The organism is Spirosoma endbachense (assembly GCF_010233585.1).
GTDB lineage: Bacteria > Bacteroidota > Bacteroidia > Cytophagales > Spirosomataceae > Spirosoma > Spirosoma endbachense.
Genome location: NZ_CP045997.1, coordinates 9,629,532 through 9,649,614, shown reverse-complemented (window position 1 = coordinate 9,649,614; position 20,083 = coordinate 9,629,532). Strand labels below are relative to the sequence as shown.

The window sequence follows — 20,083 nt, the reverse complement described above, 5'->3', positions numbered from 1 at the left end:
AAACTATGCCGTGTACGTTTATTTATCGTAATTGCTTGTGCAACCTGCCGAACCCCGATCCTTTCAGCACCAGATTAAAAATTACATCATTGCGTTTTATCAGACGCAGCGCAAGGCGTTTGTCATTATCATTACGCTACTCGTTGCGCTCTACGTGCTCACCGTGCCCGATCAGGCCGACGACATGGTCAATGCGGTCACTGACGAAGGTGTCTTTAGCCGCCTATTCCAATATATTCTGCTCAGCACATTCATATGGAGCTGGATAGTTTATGGCTGCACACGCATGATTCTGCATATTTCGCCGGTTGGCCTACGGCTTAACAAAGAATGCGATCTCCTGCTCCGATGGTTACCCAAACTAGGCGGTATGATTCCGGCGTTGATTCTGGCCTATTCCTTCTGGAAGCCCAACCACTGGCAGCCTTACCTCCTGGTATTCCAAAGTGGCCTTTTGCTAGGCCTATTTCTGGTGGTCGAGCAATACGTACCGGTTTTTGCCTTACCCGTTCATTGGAAATTTTCGGAACGCTATACCAACTTCACGCAGAATATACGCGCTCTTTGGCGGAATCCGCTCGGGCGGGTCGTGGTTACGGGTGGGCTCGTGTTCAGTATTGTTCTGACTCTTGTGTTCAGCTTACCCGTCGAATGGGGAATTGCCCGAAGCTTTCGCCCTACAGCCATCATTATTTTCGGAATCACGCTCTACACTTTTGCGGGAAGTCTGGTGGTGTATTTCAACGATTACCGGTACCGTCCACTCATGTTGATGGTATTCGTCTACCTGATCGTGATTAGTGCGTTTAATGACAACACAACCGTTAGAGAGGCCACAGACTCGTCAATACCCCCGATTTCGCAACGCCCAACGGTGGAAGCACACTTTGCCCAATGGGTTGCCGCCCGCAGGCAGGAAGAAGGCGACACGATTCCGCTGGTGCTGGTTGCCGCCGAAGGTGGAGGTATTCGCGCACTGAACTGGACTGCCGAAACACTCATCCGGCTCGACTCGATTATTCCGGGCTTCAGTCGTCATGTATACGCGCTCAGTGGCGTGTCGGGCGGGGGCGTTGGAACGGTTTTTTACACCGCTTTTCTGCGCGATGTTGCCGAGGCTGACCGCAATAACCGATTTGGGCAATTCAGAAAAGTAATCCGAGACGATTATTTATCCGGCGTATCGGCCGCTCTGTTATTTCCGGAATCCATACAACGGCTTGTGCCTTTCCCCCTACCGGCTCTCGAACGCGCCAAATGGCTGGAAGACTCCTGGTCTGGCTCCTACCGCGACAATCTGGGCCTACGTACGCTCGACTCCTCACTGACTCAATTGTATTATACGTCCAGTGGCTACAATTACAACTTACCTTCTCTACTGCTAAACGGAACCCTTGCCGAATCGGGCCAGAAAATCATTACCTCGAATCTGCAACTCGATCCGCATTATTTCAAGAATGTGGTGTCGACACTGGATGTACTTGGAGCGGATGTGCCGCTCAAAACGGCGGCCTCGTTATGCAGTCGCTTTCCGGTAGTGACCAATGGTGGTCTGGTTCAGAAAGATACGCTCGTGGGTAATGGCCAAAAACAGCGATATGGCGGGCACGTGGTCGATGGCGGTTATTTTGATAATTCGGGCGTCGAAACCTGCATTCAGCTTCTAAACAACCTTGTCCCTTCCATTCGACGGCTGGATACGGCCGAACGAGTCACCATCATTCCCTACATCCTCTTTATTCAGAACAGCAATACGATTGGCAGTCTACCACAGAAGCGGTCCATATTGCAGGAAGTACAGATTCCGTTGCTGGCTTTTTTCAATGCCTGGGACAACGGCTCGACCACCCGCGACAATATGTTCAACTCCTTTATGGATCGTTTTACCAACCCCCGAACAAACTATCTCACCCTCCGACTGGCTTATAACGATAAATATCCGCTGGGCTGGTTCCTCTCCGACAGCGTTGCCCGTAGCATTAGTCAACAGGCGAAAGACTCAATCAGCCTGAAAAATAAAGAGTTGGTGCGGCTAAAGAGCGCATTCGGTCGATTAGGTGTAAAACGCGTGACGAACTAGGTATTCGGCTACCTTTCAGGCGATTAGTTTCCAGTTTTTGTAGGATTCCATAGACCAGACCTTTGAGAAATGGCCTATGGAATCTTAGCCCTATTCTGCAAAAATCCAACCTTGTTGTACATTCGCCCCCAAACAAATTTCTTTCAACATGAACCTTCGCATTAACGGCCGTATCTGGCTCGAAACAGCCTCCACCGACGGCACCGAACGGTTTATGGGTATTGGTCGACTGGAATTGCTCGGTCATATTCAGCGTACTGGTTCGATTAACCAGGCGGCAAAAGCCATGAATATGTCTTACAAACGGGCCTGGGAGCTGGTCCATTCGATGAATACGCAGGCTGATTCACCACTGGTAACGACCCAGACCGGGGGCGAAAAAGGGGGTGGAACCATTATAACGGCTGAGGGAGAAAAATACCTCAGTCATTACCGGGCTTTGCACGAACGGTTCGAGAAATTCCTGGCCGATGAGTTGGCCAATCTTCCGGCTTAACAACTGCCAGCTAGCCCATTCATAACAAAACGGCATCGTTATTTTCGAACAAATAGAACGATCGTTATCTTTCGGAGGAAATAACGACGTTCATGAAACACCTGTTCCTGCTGTTTTTTTTAACAAGTCCTGCCCTATTAGCGGCTAACCTGCCCGACAGTACCATCAATCCAACCGATTCGCTGCGTAAAATTCAGCTAAGTGAAATCGTTGTTACGGCTTCCCGCATATCCGAAAATGTGTTAAAATCGCCCGTTAGTATTGAAGTACTCGATGCGCGGCAAATTCGACTTTCGGCTCAGCCTTCGTATTTTGATGCCATCGAAAACCTCAAAGGTGTTCAGTTACTGACACCCAGCCTTGGGTTCAAGGTATATAACACACGTGGTTTCGCTAATCCCACCAATGTTCGGTTTGTTCAACTGGTAGATGGCATGGATAACCAGGCCCCACACATTGGCGGGCCCATTGCCAATGCGCTGGCTCCGTCGGATCTGGATATTCAGCGGGTCGAGATTGTGCCGGGAGCAGCTTCGGCACTTTACGGTCTGAATGCACTGAATGGATTGGCACAACTCATTACGAAAGATCCGTTTTCGTCACCAGGGCTAAGTATCAGTCAAAAAACCGGGGTTAACCATGTCAGCGATCCGCTCAGTTCCGCAAAAGTATTTAGCGAAACTAGTTTACGTTATGCCCAGACGATTGGCTCCCGGCTGGCTTTTAAAGTGAACCTGACCTATCAGCGTGGCTACGACTGGATTGCCCGCGACGCGTCGGATCTGAACCCGAATGCCAACGCATCACTTGGCCTGACCGGCACCAGTAATCCGGGCAGTGATCTGGTCAATAATTACGGAGACGAATCGGCCAACCGCCGTACGTTGACCATTGATGGCAAAAAATATGTAGTATCGCGTACCGGCTATTTTGAAAATGAAACGACCGATCTGAGCCTGAATAATCTTCGGGGCGATGTAGCTGTTTTCTGGCGAATCCGACCCACGCTGACCGTGTCGTACCGTTACAAAGCCGCTACGCTCGATAATGTCTACCAACGCACCAATCGATTCCGGCTCGACAATTATGTGCTCGATCAGCATGGTCTGACGCTCGAATCACCATCCGTTCAAATTCGGGCCTACCGAACCCGCGAAAACACCGGCGACTCCTACAACATCCGCTCAATGGCCGAGAATATCGACAAGTCTTTCAAGTCAGATAACCAATGGTTTGCCGATTTTACGACTCAATTCACCAATAGCATCACAGCGGGTCAGGCGGTTACGCAGGCACTACAGAACGCCCGCAAACTTGCCGATTTTGGCCGGCCACAACCGGGTTCAGAAGTATTCAATAATCAGGTGGCCAAGCTCCGTGATATTAACAATTGGGACATTGGTGCGGCTCTGCGCGTAAAATCGTGGATGTATCATGTGGAAGGGCAGGTAGAGCCGACGCGCGTTTTATGGTCAGGCTTTCGGCAGAAAACCGGAATCGACCTGCTGGCTGGATTCGACTATAGGCAATACATTGTTTATCCAGATGGCAACTACTTCATCAATCCTGACCGAACGGATCATAACCTCATTTACGACAAAACCGGTGGCTTCGTTCAGGCATCACGGTCGTTTTTCAGCGATCGGCTGAGCCTTCGTGGGTCGTTGCGTGTGGATAAAAACCGCTATTTCGATCCGCGCGTAAATCCCAGACTATCGCTTGTGTTTTCGCCAACCGAGAATCATAATTTTCGGGCGTCCTATCAAACAGGATACCGATTCCCGTCGCTGTTTGAGGCTTTTTCCAACGTCAATTCCGGCGGAGTGAAGCGCGTAGGCGGTCTAAAAATCATGTCGCAGGGCATTTTCGAAAACTCCTATTTCCGTACGTCTATCGACGCGTTTCAGGCAGCCATTAACACCGATGTCAATACCTATAAGTTAACGACTGATCAGGCTATCCAGAAAAACAAGGGTCTTCTGAAGCCCAATACGTATACCTATCTGAAACCCGAGCAGGTCAACAGTATCGAAGTGGGGTATAAAGGGCTATTTTTTACCAAGAAGCTGTATGTAGACATCGATTTTTACTATAATGTCTATCGGAATTTCATTGCGCAGGTTGAAGCCAATATCCCCAGAGGCACCAATCGGGACTCGCTCGCCTATTACCTGGCCGACCGCAACCAGCAGGATCGATACCGACTCTGGACCAATTCTAAAACAACGGTCTATAACTACGGCTCCAGCCTGGGCATCCGGTATTCGGCGGGTCGCAACTGGGTACTTTCGGGGAATGCATCGCTGGCACGGCTCGACCGGACCGATCAGGGCGATGGCCTTGAAGAAGCCTTTAACACACCGAAATGGATAACAAACCTGGGTGTATCAAATACCGACATCTGGCAAGGCATTGGCTTTTCGGTCAATTATAAATACCAGAGTTCATTTCTGTGGCAGTCGTCGCTGGCAACGGGTACGGTTCCGGCCATCAATACCTTCGATGCCCAGGTCAGCTATGCATTACCCAACCGAACCTTTGGATCGCTTTCCTTTAAAATTGGCGCTACCAATCTCTTAAACCGACCGTACACTACGTTTACCGCTGGCCCTGCCGTAGGTGGTTTTTATTACGCAACAGTGGTACTAAACGTGCTGGAATGAACCTTGCGGTCAGGCTGCATCCGACTGCCATTGCGCATGGGCTGATCGCTCACGAATTTCTGACGACAATGCAAAAAGCGGGCGTTCCTGATGGCGATCCAGCCAAACTGGATTTGAAGAGTATTGTCATACAATGCTCCAATCAAGATTATGCATGAAAGTTATGACAATACGGAAATGGCAAAGTGGCTATTGAAAATATTGACACGATTAAAAAAGTAATTTCACTATAACAGAAGCGGTTAAGGGCATGTACTGCATGCCCTTAACCACTTCTGTTTTTCTTTTTTTTACTTCTTCGCCGTGTACATAACACGCCATACTTTACCCTTCACCGAATCAGAAATATAAAGCGATCCATCCGGGCCCTGAGCCAGTCCTACGGGACGGGCTTTAGCATCACCTGGGCTAGCCAGGTCGAGTTTACCCGCGTTAACATCGGTACCAGGTTTACCTAGTTCGGCTACCCCCGCGAAATTCTCGGCAAATACTTCATATTTACCCGACGGGCGACCATCTTTCCCAAAAGGGATGAAAGCAACAAAGTAGCCTCCCTGCTTGAGTGGAGCACGGTTCCAGGAACCATGGAAACAGACAAATGCACCATTTTTGTAACGCGCCGGAAATTGACTGCCCGTGTAGAACAGTAAGTCGTTGGGTGCCCAGTGCCCTGGAAACGCCATAATTGGCTTATCTTTTCCAGCACAACGGTCTATTTTCGAGCCATCACCACCGTATTCGGGCGCTAAGAATTTCTGATTTTTATAATGATCGTTGTAACAATAAGGCCAGCCAAAATCAGAACCTTCTTTTACCATCAGAAACTCTTCGGATGGCAGTTCAGCACTCACTTCATCGGTAAACACACCACCCCAGTTATTGAGATTGTCGCGGCCATGTTGCAGTGCATACAGGGTGTTTGTCGCCGTGTTCCAGTCGAGGGCAACGGCATTCCGAATACCGGTTGCATACCGTTTGCCATCTGCTTTGTGCTGGTTGAGCTTGTTGGCATCGAACTGCCAGATTCCGCCGTACTCTTCCAGAATCGGGCAGGGGTCCATTCCTTTCGATCCTTTTTGCCGGTCTTTCTCCTGACAGGCATTGGAGGGTGCGCCAAAGTTCACGAATAACTTACCGTCTGGACTGATAGCCAATGATTTACTGGCATGTTGACGCTGGAGGGTCAATCCCGAAACAATCGGTTCGGCGGGTGACGTTTCCATTACTTTGCCATTGGTCAGTTTATAGCGATAAACCGACGTATCGGATGACGCATAAACATAGCCGTTGTAAATAGCCATGCCGGTGCCCGTGTTGTTGCCGAGCATGACAGTCTGATCGGCGCGACCATCGCCGTTATTATCGCTCAGTTCAACAATCCCTTTCCCATCATTGAGTTTCTCTAATTTCACGAATACCGTGCCAGCCTGATCGACAGCGATATGGCGGGCTTTACCAAGATTGTCGGCAAATACGAGCCCCCGGAAACCACTGGCAAGTTTAATACCACCGTTGTCGGGATCTGGCGCAGGCAGGGTTACCGCATTCTGGGGTGATTTCGAATTCCCCGTTTTGACAGGAGACCCGTCATGTCGACCGGTAAAAGCAACAGTTGCGGTCATAGCCAGCAACAGTAACGTTGATTTCATGATAGTAATTTGATTGTAGGAAGTGTTATCATGCGTGTAACGACGCGTCGTTCACAAAAGTTTTTGGCTTATAAAGCCATTGGATGACTAATTTGCGGCATGAGTAATGAACTACTAACCTGGTCGGATTTCGAAAAAGTTGAAATCCGTACTGGTACCATTATTTCGGTAGAAGCTTTTCCGCAGGCTCGCAAACCAGCCTACAAACTTACCATTGATTTTGGTGATTTTGGCACCAGACGTACGTCCGCTCAAGTTACTAAACTCTATCAGATGGACGACCTGATTGGTAAGCAGGTCGTGGCTGTTGTTAACTTTCCTCCGAAACAAATCGCGACGTTCATGAGCGAGTGTCTGGTGCTGGGAGCCGTAGCCGACGATGGCACCGTTACGTTATTGCAAACCGAACGTCCGACGACTAATGGCCAGCGGATTGGTTGATACCTAGCTCGAACAGCCAAATTAGTTAACCGCCTAAGACTTTCGCCCAGTTACGCATACCTGTCATCTTAAGGGTATATAACCCCCGTTAGTCGTTCAGCCGTTTGCCAAAGGTGAGCTGCAAGACTAGAATTCAGCGCAACAACGTCTAGTTCGGCCTTTGCCGGATAACCTCTCAGACCCCCATTCTGGTCGGGGCCGTAGAGACAGCCGCCTTCAACCTCTGACGATACGGCAGCATACAGGCTGGGCAAGGCTCCCTGCGCCGTTTCCATAAGGGCACCAAGCCGTTGGGTTGCTGCTTCTATGGCCGCCTTGTCCATATTACGGGAAAGGTCGGTTTTAGTTACGCCGGGATGGGCAGCTACTGACAGAACGCTGTCATGAGCCGTTGTAATTCTTTTCTGGAGTTCAATAGTAAACAGTAAATCAGCCAGTTTGCTCTGGCTGTATTCGCGCATGGCGTCGTATCCTTTTTCTGATCGCAGGTTATCAAAATCGATCGTTCCGTAGCGATAGGCAAGGCTGGTAAGCGTTACTACCCGAGCATTAGTTGTCTGTTTTAACAAGGGATACAGATAGCCCGTCAGTGCAAAATGCCCTAAAAAATTTACCCCGAATTGCAATTCGAAGCCATCGGCGGTTACTGACGCCGGAGGCACCATAACCCCGGCATTGTTGATGAGTACATCAAGTCTGGAATGGTGTTGCAAAAAATGGTTGGCAAACTGCTTTACTGAAACCAGGCTAGCCAAATCGACTACCCCCGCTTCCAGCGTGCCATTTCCAGCATGTGTGTTTAGGCTGACAATGGCATTCTGGGCTTTATTCTCATCCCGACTGGCAACCACTACATGCGCCCCAGCCTCATAGAAGGCCAGTGCTGTTTCATACCCAATACCGGCATTCGCGCCGGTAACAACGACCGTTTTACCGCTCTGATTCCTGATGTTTTCTTTTGTCCACATACTATTCTTAGTTCAGGACAAAGTTCCGGCGAAGTAAAAGCAGTATGGTAACACATTCCAATGTAAAATGTATACAATTCAAATAGACGCTTTTCGATAAGTGGCCGGTGTCTGACCGGTCTGTTTCTTAAAAAATCGATTGAAATAGGTGGCATACTCAAAGCCCAGACAAAAAGCAATGTCAGCAACCGGCCAGTCAGTATAGTGCAATAGCATCCGGGCTTCATTGGCCACCCGCGCCTGTATGTGCTGAATGGTTGGCTTGCCGGTAACCTGCTGAATGCTGTGATTCAAATGATTTACGTGTACATGAAGGGCGTTGGCGTAGTCGGCTGGTGATTTCAAGGCCAACCGTTGCTGCGACGAATGGATTGGGAATTGCTCCTGCATTAATTTGAAAAACTGATCCGTCAGCCTTTCTGCAGCCAGATTGTATACGGGCGACCTGTTGGCCTGGAGCTTAAGTGCTTCGTGCAGGATCAGGCTCACATAGTTCCGCATGACATCTTCTTTGTAGGCATAGTCAGAAACAGCTTCATGGCTTAATTTCTCAAACAGCGCGGTCAATTCGTTCCCCAACTCTTCATTGACGGGATAGGCAGGCACCACGTTGGCGCTGAAGAGGGCTGATCGCGCAAGCGTACCTAATTGCTCTTTGTTATGAAAAAACTCTTCGGTAAAAAGACATGTATAGCCCGAATGGACAGCCGAGGTGGGTTGCCAGGAGTATGAAAGCAGTGGATTGAAAAACAGCAGATAGGGCCCATCGATATCCACCCTGGTTCCGCTAAAGTGCATGACCCCGGTTCCCCTGGTTATAAACGATATTTTATAATAATCGCGCCGGTTGTAGGACACCGTCTTGTATTCATCCGACTCAATTTTTACAATGCGTATCGGACTAATCGGTAAACCTATTAACTGGCTGGTATCCATTCGTGTCGGTTGATGCATAAATTGCACAAATCAAAGTACGCTTAAACGCTCTGTACAGAGAAGTCGAACAAAGCAGGTTAATATAGAAGCTGCTTTGTTCGACTCATTGACGCTTCTTCAAAGATACTTTTGATCTGGCTAATTCAATATATACCAAACGGTATATATTGATGCAAAAAAAATACGTTAGCCGCTTTATGCTTTTAGATGATCGGTACTACTAGCAACTTCCTCCCATTCGGCCACTTCTTTTTCCATCTGCTCTGTTTTGCTTCTGAAAGCAGCCACGGCATCCTTCCCTACAGGCAGGTGAAGCGGTGGATTTTCGCTTTCTGCTAACTGGATAATAACCTGGGCTAATTTGGCAGGATTGCCCGGCTGATTACCATCCAGATGCCCGATTACCACTCTCATTTTCCCTACGGTATCCTGATAAGCATCCAATACAATTTCAGAGGTATTGTAGGAATCACTGGAGGCAAACTGGGTACTGAAAAGTCCCGGTGCTACAGCCGTCACATGGATACCAAACGGCCTGACTTCAAGCGATAATCCTTCGGAAATGCCTTCTACGGCAAATTTGGTAGACCCATAGATACCGAAGCCTGGAGCAGAAGCACCATAACCAAAGAGCGAGGAAATATTGATAATATGACCTGCTTTGGCTTTACGCATGAAGGGCAAAACGGCTCTGGTTACATTCAATAATCCAAAAACGTTGGTGTCATACTGCTTTTTAACTTCCGCATCTGTTATCTCTTCTGTTGCGCCCAACAGCCCATAGCCCGCATTGTTGACCAGAATATCAATTTTGCCAAACTGGGCAATTGCGCGTTGAACTCCTTCTTTTACCTGGTTTTCTTTGGTCACGTCCAGCACAACAACAAGTAGATTGCTATTGTCATTTAGCGCGGCAACAAGTTGTTCGGGATTTTTCCGAACGGTGGCTACTACTTTGTCGCCCGAATTCAGGGCAGTTTTTGCGATGTCGAAGCCAAAACCGCGTGAAGCTCCCGTAATAAACCATACTTTCTGGGTTTTCATGGCATTTAAAATTTAACTGATTGATAGGATTAAGTCTTTTAAAAATGACCGATCGGTCATTTTCTGATCAAAAAAAATTACACTTCTTTTTCCTCAATTTCTTTTTTCAATGAGCGGGCAATAACCTTCATCGACTTGTTATTACCTGCAATGCGTGACATCATGATGCCACCTTCCACCAAGGCAAATAGTTTGGTGGCAAATTCTCCAGGCTCCCAGTCCGATTTGAACTCACCCAGGGCAATTCCCTCCTGAATAATGCGCTCAATAGTTTGCTGAGCTCCTTCAATAACGGCATTTACTTTTTTTCGGATTACCTCATCTGTATCATCGGCTTCCATACCAAAATTAAGCATAGGGCAACCACCCTCAAGTGGTGGATCAAGTGGGTCAATAAATGTGTCGATGTAAGCGAATAGCTTTGCTTTTGCGGTCTGGTGCTTATTCAGCCCGGTTTCAACCACATCCGACAGTTTCGCCAGCTGATAATCGACCACGGCATAAGAAAGCTCCTTTTTGCTTTCAAAGTGTACGTATAAGCTTCCTTTCGCCAACTTTGTGACGTCCAGTATGTCGCTCATCGACGTACCTGCAACACCCTTGGTATTGAAAATCGGAGCGGATTTACTGATAATTAATTGCCGGGTTCGCTCTGCTTTAGTCATGTCATCTAATTGATAGCACAAAGAAAACTGACCGATCGGTCATTTCCAAACAAAACTTGACAAAATAAATTTTTCACGAACAGAAAATTGTATTAATAAGGCTGGTTATTGGGTCGATTGGCAGGAGTAGAAACAGGAAAAGTATGCGTAACTCCGGTTCTATGATTCAGACGCTCAATCGTTACAGATTGAGATGATGCACTTACTTACCATCGAAAGCCCAATGACCGATCAACAAAGACAGTCGACGTGGATTAAATTAATTTTGTCCAAATTCGGAACTGATAAATCAGAACAATTGGATTTGTAATTTACCGGTCCTACTGCTCACTAAACTTTTATGGCAGTAATGAAGTCTTTGTGTAAAGAAGGCAATATGACCGCAAAAAAAATCATTTTTATTTCTATGCCCTGTTTCCGTTTTACTTGTATGAAAACCCTTCTACTGATCGCTTTTTTCAGTTTATCACTCACTAGTTTTACCCACGCTCAACGCGCCGACGATACATCCCACTATCGTACCGCTCCCATTCCGGCGCACCTGTTACCCATTGAGCGCACGGCTGCCTCATCATTTGGTAGTGTCTATTTCTACGGGGGCAAACGACTTTCTTCGCCCTTTGCGCTCGAAGTACCCTTTTACGAACTCAATGATCCAACAGTTAACCACCATTTTCGCGCATTCCGAACGTTAACGACCATCAGCCGGCTCACTTCATTAGCCACGCTCGCCTATGTAATTTTCAACAAAAACGGCCGCAATAGCACCTACTGGATCGTTTATGGCTCGTCTATTGGTGCTTCACTTACCTTAGCGATCATCGGAAATGGCCACGTAAACAAGGCCGTAACGCGTTATAACGAAATGCTTCGACAACCGCGTGTGGGCATGTCCATTGCGCCAATTCCGCTAACGGGCCGGCAGGCTATTGGTGTGGGCGTTGCCTATCGATTCTGAAAGCGTAATCAATAGGAATCAATCCTGAAATGTCTGTGTTGAATTCTAACGAATCATCCTGTTTACTATGAAATGACATTTCCGTTTCGCTCAACGCAACAACCGCCGATAGAATCTTACTTTCAGGAGCATTTTTCGGATGAAAGCCTGAAACGGGAAGCCCAGCGGGCGGGCGTTTTATCGGCTTTGTTTCTGTTTAGTACGGTCATGCTGGCTCTTTTACAGCCGTTTCTGCGGGCCGACAACCTGATGTACCTTCCCGGCCCTATTATGCTCACAGTTGCCCCCTATCTGGTGGGTATGGGTATTTATGAGTGGGGTATTCGGCGGTTATTCAGGCAACAGCTGGAGCGCCATCAGGACTTACCTACATTTTTTAAGTTTGCCAATGCTACGTTCGAGATTACGTCTATTTCATTCATTCTGTTGATTGTATCGCGTCATCTTGGCGATCCGTTGCTGGTGTTGAACAGCCCGCTGGCCTATATTTATCTGTTTTTTATCATTCTCTCTACCTTACGGCTTAACTTATGGCTGTCGGCCTACACAGGTTTCATTGCCGGAGCTGAATTTATCGGCGTTTACTTCCTGATTGCCAAGCCCGGACTAGTCGAGCCTTATCTGGAAATAGATATGTTCCTGCATTTGCCGCTGATGTTTATTGCCAAAGGGGGACTGCTCATTCTGGCAGGGATGGCCGCCGGTTATGTGTCCCGGCAAATCCGGCAAAGCATTACCGACACCATTCGCGCAACCGAAACAGAGCAGCAAGCCGTAACGCTCTTTGGTCAGCAGGTATCGCCCGAAATTGCCCGCGCGGTACTGGAGCAAAAAGGAAACTACCAGAGTCATCGGATGCGGGTTGCGGTCATGTTTCTCGACATCCGTGATTTCACCAAATACGCCAGCCACGAAACGCCCGAGGATGTAATGGCTTATCAAAATACGTTCTTCGGTATTATCATCCGTATCGTCGAACAGTATGGTGGCGTTGTCAATCAGTTTCTGGGCGATGGCTGTATGATCACATTCGGGGCACCGGTCGAAGTCGACAATCCAGCCGAGGTGGCCGTTGAGGCTGGCTTCACCATTTTAAAAGAAATCCGCAAAGCCGTTACCGACGAGTTAATGATTCCAACAACCATTGGGATTGGCATACACCTCGGCGATGCGGTAGTCGGCAATATTGGCACCGAAACCCGTCAGCAATACTCCGTAACGGGCAATGTCGTGATTCTGGCTGCCCGCATTGAGCAGTTAAATAAACCCTTTCATACACAGTTTCTGGTATCGCGGGAAGTGTATGAATCATTGACAAACCCGCCCGAAACAGTTCGTGCTCTCGGTCCAACGGTCATTAAAGGTGTCGATGAAGAAATTGAATTGTATCAGTTGTTTTAGCCGTTCTGTTCTTCTTAGAAGAAAAATCCTACCCGAAGCATTGGGATACGATCTTCGCGGGAGACCGCATAGAGCAATGAAATAACCGCTGTATTGTAGGGCGATAACCAGAGGCCGCCACCGTAGCCATGATGCCAGACGTTTGACTTTTCGCCATCGACCCATACCCGTCCAACATCATTAAAAGCGAGAATCCCGGCATAAGCCGGAAACAGGTAGGTTTTAATCGTAAACAGGCGCATTCGCAGATCCAGGTTGTGGTAGAAGGCGTTCTCGCCCGCAAAGCGTGTCCGCCGGAATCCCCGTAGATTCGTTAGACCGCCGAGCGTACTGGCCTGGAAAAACTCATAGTTATCGTTTAAATTCAGGCTGGTACCTACGCGCGTTGCAATGGTCAGAATGGCCGGTAACCGAATGCTGGCATAAAACGAGAGATCAGACTGTAGTTGCGAAAATGATTTCGATTGATCATTCAACCCTCCGTAAGCCGTCAGCGATGTTCGCCATAGCAATCCACGCGTTGTCAGCAACGGATTATTGCGGGTATCAACCGTAAAACCAGCCTTCAATCCTCCATACAGAAATGAGTTGAAGAGTCGTTGACCATCTGGAATGCTCGCGGCATAGTCCTGAATAAACTTCTTCTGGCCTTCTTCCACTTCAATCCGCTCGACCGATGGGCCGTAGAAAAATGTGGCTTTCCCCAATTTATGCTGTAAAAGAGCATTTAAGCTCCAGTTCTCGAATCGGACCCGGTAATAATTGACGCCCAATTCTTTATTGAATACCGTTTCATTGCCGATGCCAAAGAAATTCTGGACGAAATTCGGGGCTTTTATATCGGCATTGAGTAACAAATCAGCCTTGCCCAGTAAGTCTGTAAATGTTCCGTCGTAATGAAAATTGTAAGCTTCGGTTGCAAACGCATGGCTGACCATGATTCGGTGTTGCTGAGCGAATGGCTCCTTGCGGAAGCCCTGCGTCCGACGCAAAATACCTCCGCCAATAAACAGACCATCATCGGGGTTGGCCTGCACGGTGGCCAGCGGCATGGTAAGGTTATACCGGAAAGCCGTACGGTCGTATTTATTGACATCTTTATTATCCGACAAGCGATTACGCGTTTCTGAACCTCCCGAAATGGTCGTGTTCTTGCGTAGATCATACACCCACGTTCTGCGTGATAGCCCCCGAACCGATGAACTATCCGTTATGACATCATCGCCTTTGCCGCCGATAATCCGGATCAGACTGCCTTCCGGGGCCGTACCATGAAGCACAAATCTGTCGTCGCCACCCAACCCATACAACCGTATCTCCTGCGTTTCGGCCGGATCGAATCGGCGCTTATACAGTTCCTGGGTTGGTTCTTTGTCTTTATTGAGTTTATAAACAACCACATCTGTCTGGCCGTCAGGTAGCCGGGTCAGATCGAAGAGTTCGTCCTTATCGCTACCCACTACATCAACGGCTTTGGCCAGAAAACGGTATTGTTCGTCGGCATAACGCAGCAGATCCGCACGACGCTGACGCAGTTTAGCCGCTATCGTTTCGGCGGTCAGGCTCCGCGATGGCTCAGGTAACTGACTCAGGGCTTTATTGATGGCCTCATCGGTCAGGCTTCGTTGCAGTGAATCGGCCACCGCCAGCCAGTCGGCGCGGCTTGGTTCGGTCAGAAATGAGCGGTCGAAAAAGCGGGCGTTGGTATTGAACCCAGGCACATACCGGATTTTATAATCAAATCCCTGTATTTTAGGCAGTAACCAGCGTCGGCTGACGATTTTCGGCAGAATACCTTCATTGACAAAAAACGCCTGATCGCGGTCGCGCGGAACAGGCATAAAGCGCAAACCTTTACTCGACTTAAAACTAGCCCACCGCCACTGATCGTCATGCCGGTCCCAATCGCCAATCAACATATCGAACAGCCGCGCCCTCAGCACAGATCGCTGATCGACCCGATTGTCGTTGTCGTCCTGTAGTTTCTCAAGGAGTTTGGGGGTACTATAAAGCTTTGACGTATTCCCAAACAGCCCCGTTCCTTTGTAATCACCGTCGGCCCGTTCTTCGAGCAACATGAGCATGTTGGCAAACGTATGCTGGTAGTCGCGCAATGCCGTATCATCGGGCATCACGACTACCTTCGGATTTGTATGATAGACGCCAGCAGTCTCGGCCAGTGGCGCTATGGCCAACGCGGCAAACGGATGCGAAGCCGAGATCTGATCCTGTACGATATCGTTGGCAAGTCCACTCCGTAGCGCTTCCGGAATCGCCTTCTCCGGGTATTTTTCGATGGATCGGATCGCAAATTCATGCTTCTTTGGGTCAACAAGCCGCAACGACAACGTCTGGAAACCGCCACCCCGCTCAGTAGGCACCAGGCCCGCCTTCTGCATATTCAGCACAGGAACGGTCAGGGGATTCGTCCATACATCGCGGTAATTGGCACCGAACCAGAACCGCTTACCCGATCCGGCGGCATAGCCAGCGCCCGGCACAATCCGCAAACTATCCGGTTGTTTCTGGGTCTTTTCGATTAGGCTCGGAATTGGGTCCGGACGAAGCTGGATCGTTGTCTGATACAATAGTTCGCCGGTTGGCTGCTGATCGCTCGGGGCAAAAAACGAAATGGTCATCTGGTTGCCAACCCCGAAATCCAGCCTAGCAAATCCCTGCTTTTCAAGCGCAAATAACGACTCGGCTTTTTTGGCAACCGCCGTATGTTTTGATCCACTGCCACTGGTCAGATAATTCAGGCTATCACGCCGGATCAGTTGCAGGTTATGATCGTGGCCGTTGGTATAAATCAGGTTGCGGTATTTCTTAAAAAGAGCAACCATACCATTCCGCATCTCGCGGTATACGGGGTTGGGCAAATCCTGTAAGCTTCCGAACACCGACCGATAGATTGGGTAGATCGAGCCAATAACGGGCAGCGGCACATATAGCCATTTACGAATGTCTGTCAATGGAAACAGGTGGTCTTTGAGCGTAAAATGCCCTCCATGCTCACCGTGGCTATACATCGGGTGGTGGCCCGCTACCACTACGCGCCGATGCCGGTTGCGGTACAGAATATCGTCTAGTTGAGTCAGAAATTCAGGAAGGCTCTTGGCTCCACAATCTGACTCTTCGCCAGGTCTGTCCCACGGATGCAGCCAGTACTGCGTGTCCATCAGCACCAGCGTCAACGAATCGGACAAAGGCACCTCAACCGGCCCAGGGCACCCGTCATTCGGAAAAAAGACGTCGTCCCGGCCGGTATATTGGCGCACAAAATCCTGCTGATTTTTAATCCGTTGCCATCCTTCCCGGCCGCTTTTGTCCCAGTCATGATTACCCGGAATGGCAAAAACCCGACCCGTAAACGCAGTCCGCAAATCGAGTTGGTCGCGCATCCGGCGTTCAGCGTCCGGCCGGTTCGGATTATCGGCATCCGGCAATCCAAATTGGTATATATTGTCACCTAACAGAATCAGGGAACTGTTCGATCCGGCCTTTTGTAGCTGTGCGCGAAGGGCGTTCAGTACGGGATCCTGACCGTTGGGCAGGGGCGCTCCGGCATCACCCAGCAGAAAGATACTGTAAGAAGTCTGTGCCCAGCCAGGCATGCCAACGCTAACAAGAGAACCGGCTATAAACAGAGAAATCACTATGTAAAGAGATCTCATACAAAGAGGAAATTTATCAGGTGTATCATCGAATCTGTCGGGCAGATTCATAAAGAGTCAAACAATCTACTAAAATTCACATTGAGGGTCAGGGCGATACAGGCGAACAAAATTAACATGAGACTCGTAACGGAATCCGTTTTTTATTCGTTACCTTGTAGCTTACCGGCAAGTATAGTTAAACAAACCGTATGATCGCACAGGAAACCACGTTGCTTCATCAAACCCGGATTTACGCCGAATCGTTGCTAAAGCAGCTCACATTAGATTATACCTATCATAACCTGAGTCATACGCAGGCAGTGGTAGCATTTGCCAATGAAATTGCAGACCACGAAGGACTATCGGACACTGATCGCGAAACGGTGCTGATTGCGGCCTGGTTACATGACACCGGCTATAAGGAAGGCTGTACCAATCACGAAGACAACGGTATCGACCTTGCCCGCCCTTTTTTGAAAGAACACGGCCTGCCGAGCAAGCGAATCGAGGAAGTAATCACCTGCATTGAAGCCACTAAAATGCCGCAGTCGCCTAATGGTCATCGGCTGGCCGAGGTGCTTTGCGACGCGGATCTGGGCCATCTGTCAACCGACGATTTTGTTGAACGCAGCGAGCAGCTACGGCAGGAACTAAAACATACCGGCAATAAAATCAGCAAGAAGAAATGGCGAAAGAAGACAGCTGGTTTTCTGGAAAGTCATCGGTATTTCACGCATTACGGCCAAACCGTACTAGGCCCGCGTCAGGCCGCTAATCTCGAACTTCTTCGTCAGCAAATAGCCGACGATGGCGACGATGATGATGACGATAAGCACGGCAAACAGGACAAGCATGATAAACACGACAAAAACGAGAAGCATGCTAAACAGGAGAAGCAGGACAAACAGGACAAACAGGAAGAGATTCTGAATCAACTGTTTGACGCTCCGGCGGCCAGTTCTTCGGCTAAAGTCAAAAAACCAGAGCGTGGGGTCGAAACCATGTTTCGGTTAACATCGCAGAACCATTTTCAATTGAGTGCCATGGCCGACACCAAGGCCAATATCATGATCTCGATCAACACCATCGTCATCTCGCTGGTGGTGAGTATACTGATTCGGAAACTCGAAGAATGGCCCGCATTAACGATTCCAACCGTTCTTTTCACGATAACCAGCGTCATTGCTACTGTATTGGCAGTGCTGGCTACCCGTCCTAATGTTACGAGTGGTGTGTTCAACCGGGAGGATATTGAAAACAAAACCTCAAATCTGCTGTTTTTTGGCAATTTCTATCGCATGGACCTTGCCGATTACGAATGGGGCATGCGCCGGATGATGGATGACGCTGATTTTCTGTATTCAAGCATGATCCGCGACATTTACTTCCTGGGAAAAGTGCTGGGCCGGAAATATAAGCTCCTGCGCTGGTCCTACTCGGTGTTCATGTTTGGGCTGGTTGTGTCTGTGATCGCATTCGGTGTTGCTGCTTACATGAGCCGCTAATCCAGGTAGTTAACCCGTTCTCAAGCGGTATCTTATCAGAAACAATCATTTTGCATAAGCCTTAATTGCCGGAATATTCATTGGCAATCAAGGCACTTAAAAGCGCAAACTAGGCTGGTTTGCGCTTTTTTATTAGCTTCGTTGATTCAATCATCAAACTCATGCAGACAAAGTCTTTACTTCCTCTTCTTCTCGTATTCTTTCTTGTTTCCCCTCTATTAAAAGCTCAAACTATCCTAAATCGTGACGCTCAGATTGCCGATTTGGTCAGTCAGGTTTCGGCCGACAGCCTGCGGGCGCACATCAATGGACTGGTTAGTTTCGGCACTCGTCATACACTGAGTGTACCCGCCAATGCAACCGACCAGCCCGCCAAAAAAGGACTGGGAGCAGCCCGGCAATGGATTCTGGGCAAGTTCAATCAATATGCCAAACAATCGGGTGGGCGTTTAACGGCCACTCTGGATACCTGGACGCTACAACCCGATGGCCGTCGTGTTGACAAACCTGCCAATATGGGCAATGTAATGGCAACGCTTAAAGGAACTGACCCGACCGATGATCGTATCTTTATTGTACAGGGCCACATGGATAGCCGTGTTACGAATGTCATGAATCGGGAATCTGACGCACCGGGAGCCAATGACGATGGCTCAGGAACTGCTGCTGTGATCGAACTGTGCCGGGTGATGAGCAAATCGTCGTTTCCGGCTACGATCATTTTCGTCACGCTAACGGGCGAAGAACAGGGCTTGTTAGGTGCCGAACACCTTTCAGAGCGAGCCATTAAGGAAAAATGGAATGTTGAAGCCGTACTCAACAACGACATTATGGGCAGCAACAACAGCAGCGATACCCGCATCATCGATAACACCCGGCTCCGGGTTTTTAGCGAGGGCTTACCTGGTGTTTTGCTGAAAGATACTACCGGACGCATTGGGCAAATCCGGCAGTTTGGGAATGAAAATGACGGCAAAGCCCGTACCCTTGCGCGTTACCTCAAAGAAATTGGCGAACGCTACGTCGAAAACCTGGAGGTTGTGATGGTCTACCGCAACGACCGCTATCTGCGCGGGGGCGATCATACGCCTTACGTACAACGTGGTATTGCTGCCGTTCGCTTGACCGAGATGAACGAAAACTACGAGCATCAGCATCAGGATCTGCGAACTGAAAACGCCGGAACGCCAGCCGCCATCGAATACGGCGACTATCCTAAATTCATGGACTTCGAATACCTGCGCAAAAACACATCAGTTAATCTGGCTACGCTAGCCAACCTGGCGAAATCGCCAACGGTACCGCAAAAAGTGACCGTTGATGTTCGCAATCTGACCAACTCGACGGTACTCTACTGGCAGGCACCTCAATCGGGCAAGGTAAAGGGCTACTATGTGCTCATGCGCGAAACCTACTGGCCATTCTGGCAGAAGAAATTCTTCACCACCAAACTTGGCATGACGCTGCCTTACTCGAAAGACAATTATTACTTTGCCGTTCAGGCAGTTAGCGAAGATGGCAACGAAAGTTTGCCGGTGCTACCCGTGCCGAATTTACGGTAACAGTTAATGATTAAGCGACGGTGAACCTTGACTCATCGTCGCTTAATCATTAATTCGTC

General features: G+C 48.8%; 15 protein-coding genes. 9 read left to right on the top strand and 6 right to left on the bottom strand.

Going from position 1 to position 20,083, the window contains the following annotated elements:
- Window positions 1–37: 37 nt before the first annotated feature.
- The 4 genes from GJR95_RS38830 to GJR95_RS38815 all read left to right on the top strand — a co-directional run bounded on the left by GJR95_RS38830 (window position 38) and on the right by GJR95_RS38815 (window position 5,397).
- On the top strand, window positions 38–2,080 hold the full coding sequence (locus GJR95_RS38830) for a hypothetical protein (RefSeq protein WP_162390981.1): 2,043 nt from the start codon (window positions 38–40) through the stop codon (window positions 2,078–2,080).
- Between the two features lie 148 nt (window positions 2,081–2,228).
- Window positions 2,229–2,576 (top strand): winged helix-turn-helix domain-containing protein, encoded by a 348-nt coding sequence (locus GJR95_RS38825; RefSeq protein ID WP_162390980.1) that lies wholly within the window; start codon window positions 2,229–2,231, stop codon window positions 2,574–2,576.
- Window positions 2,577–2,668: 92 nt separating this feature from the next.
- Window positions 2,669–5,239 (top strand): TonB-dependent receptor, encoded by a 2,571-nt coding sequence (locus tag GJR95_RS38820; RefSeq protein ID WP_162390979.1) that lies wholly within the window; start codon window positions 2,669–2,671, stop codon window positions 5,237–5,239.
- Window positions 5,236–5,397 carry a hypothetical protein gene (locus GJR95_RS38815; RefSeq protein ID WP_162390978.1) on the top strand — a complete coding sequence of 54 codons (162 nt, stop codon included), beginning with the start codon at window positions 5,236–5,238 and terminating at the stop codon, window positions 5,395–5,397. Before GJR95_RS38820 ends, GJR95_RS38815 begins: the two co-directional genes overlap by 4 nt.
- Before the next feature lie 132 nt (window positions 5,398–5,529).
- Here the strand turns inward: GJR95_RS38815 and GJR95_RS38810 are convergent, their stop codons facing one another.
- Entirely contained in the window at window positions 5,530–6,888 is a 1,359-nt protein-coding gene (locus GJR95_RS38810) for a PQQ-dependent sugar dehydrogenase (protein ID WP_162390977.1), read from the bottom strand.
- A gap of 99 nt (window positions 6,889–6,987) precedes the next feature.
- On the opposite strand from GJR95_RS38810, the gene GJR95_RS38805 reads away from it, so the two are divergent.
- Window positions 6,988–7,329 carry a tRNA-binding protein gene (locus tag GJR95_RS38805; protein ID WP_162390976.1) on the top strand — a complete coding sequence of 114 codons (342 nt, stop codon included), beginning with the start codon at window positions 6,988–6,990 and terminating at the stop codon, window positions 7,327–7,329.
- Window positions 7,330–7,397: 68 nt separating this feature from the next.
- Here the strand turns inward: GJR95_RS38805 and GJR95_RS38800 are convergent, their stop codons facing one another.
- From GJR95_RS38800 to GJR95_RS38785, 4 genes are all read right to left on the bottom strand, one after another.
- Window positions 7,398–8,297: an oxidoreductase gene (locus GJR95_RS38800; protein WP_162390975.1), complete on the bottom strand. Its 900-nt coding sequence runs from the start codon at window positions 8,295–8,297 to the stop codon at window positions 7,398–7,400.
- Window positions 8,298–8,375: 78 nt separating this feature from the next.
- A complete protein-coding gene (locus GJR95_RS38795) occupies window positions 8,376–9,251 on the bottom strand; it encodes a helix-turn-helix domain-containing protein (protein WP_162390974.1) in 876 nt (291 codons plus the stop codon).
- Between the two features lie 177 nt (window positions 9,252–9,428).
- Window positions 9,429–10,277, bottom strand: coding sequence for an oxidoreductase (locus GJR95_RS38790; RefSeq protein WP_162390973.1), 849 nt, complete (start codon window positions 10,275–10,277; stop codon window positions 9,429–9,431).
- Window positions 10,278–10,354: 77 nt separating this feature from the next.
- Window positions 10,355–10,942: a TetR/AcrR family transcriptional regulator gene (locus tag GJR95_RS38785; RefSeq protein WP_162390972.1), complete on the bottom strand. Its 588-nt coding sequence runs from the start codon at window positions 10,940–10,942 to the stop codon at window positions 10,355–10,357.
- A 430-nt stretch (window positions 10,943–11,372) separates the two neighbouring features.
- Between GJR95_RS38785 and GJR95_RS38780 the strand changes: the two genes are divergently transcribed.
- Together GJR95_RS38780 and GJR95_RS38775 are read left to right on the top strand one after the other, a co-directional pair.
- Window positions 11,373–11,900, top strand: a complete 528-nt coding sequence (locus GJR95_RS38780; RefSeq protein ID WP_162390971.1) for a hypothetical protein — start codon at window positions 11,373–11,375, stop codon at window positions 11,898–11,900.
- Window positions 11,901–11,972: 72 nt separating this feature from the next.
- Window positions 11,973–13,301 carry an adenylate/guanylate cyclase domain-containing protein gene (locus GJR95_RS38775; RefSeq protein ID WP_162390970.1) on the top strand — a complete coding sequence of 443 codons (1,329 nt, stop codon included), beginning with the start codon at window positions 11,973–11,975 and terminating at the stop codon, window positions 13,299–13,301.
- A gap of 14 nt (window positions 13,302–13,315) precedes the next feature.
- On the opposite strand, the gene GJR95_RS38770 is transcribed toward GJR95_RS38775, so the two are convergent.
- A complete protein-coding gene (locus GJR95_RS38770; protein ID WP_162390969.1) occupies window positions 13,316–16,975 on the bottom strand; it encodes a BamA/TamA family outer membrane protein in 3,660 nt (1,219 codons plus the stop codon).
- Between the two features lie 191 nt (window positions 16,976–17,166).
- Between GJR95_RS38770 and GJR95_RS38765 the strand changes: the two genes are divergently transcribed.
- Together GJR95_RS38765 and GJR95_RS38760 are read left to right on the top strand one after the other, a co-directional pair.
- Complete coding sequence (locus GJR95_RS38765) at window positions 17,167–18,462, top strand: Pycsar system effector family protein (protein ID WP_162390968.1); 1,296 nt, start codon at window positions 17,167–17,169, stop codon at window positions 18,460–18,462.
- Between the two features lie 161 nt (window positions 18,463–18,623).
- Window positions 18,624–20,024: a M28 family metallopeptidase gene (locus tag GJR95_RS38760; protein ID WP_162390967.1), complete on the top strand. Its 1,401-nt coding sequence runs from the start codon at window positions 18,624–18,626 to the stop codon at window positions 20,022–20,024.
- Window positions 20,025–20,083: the final 59 nt, after the last annotated feature.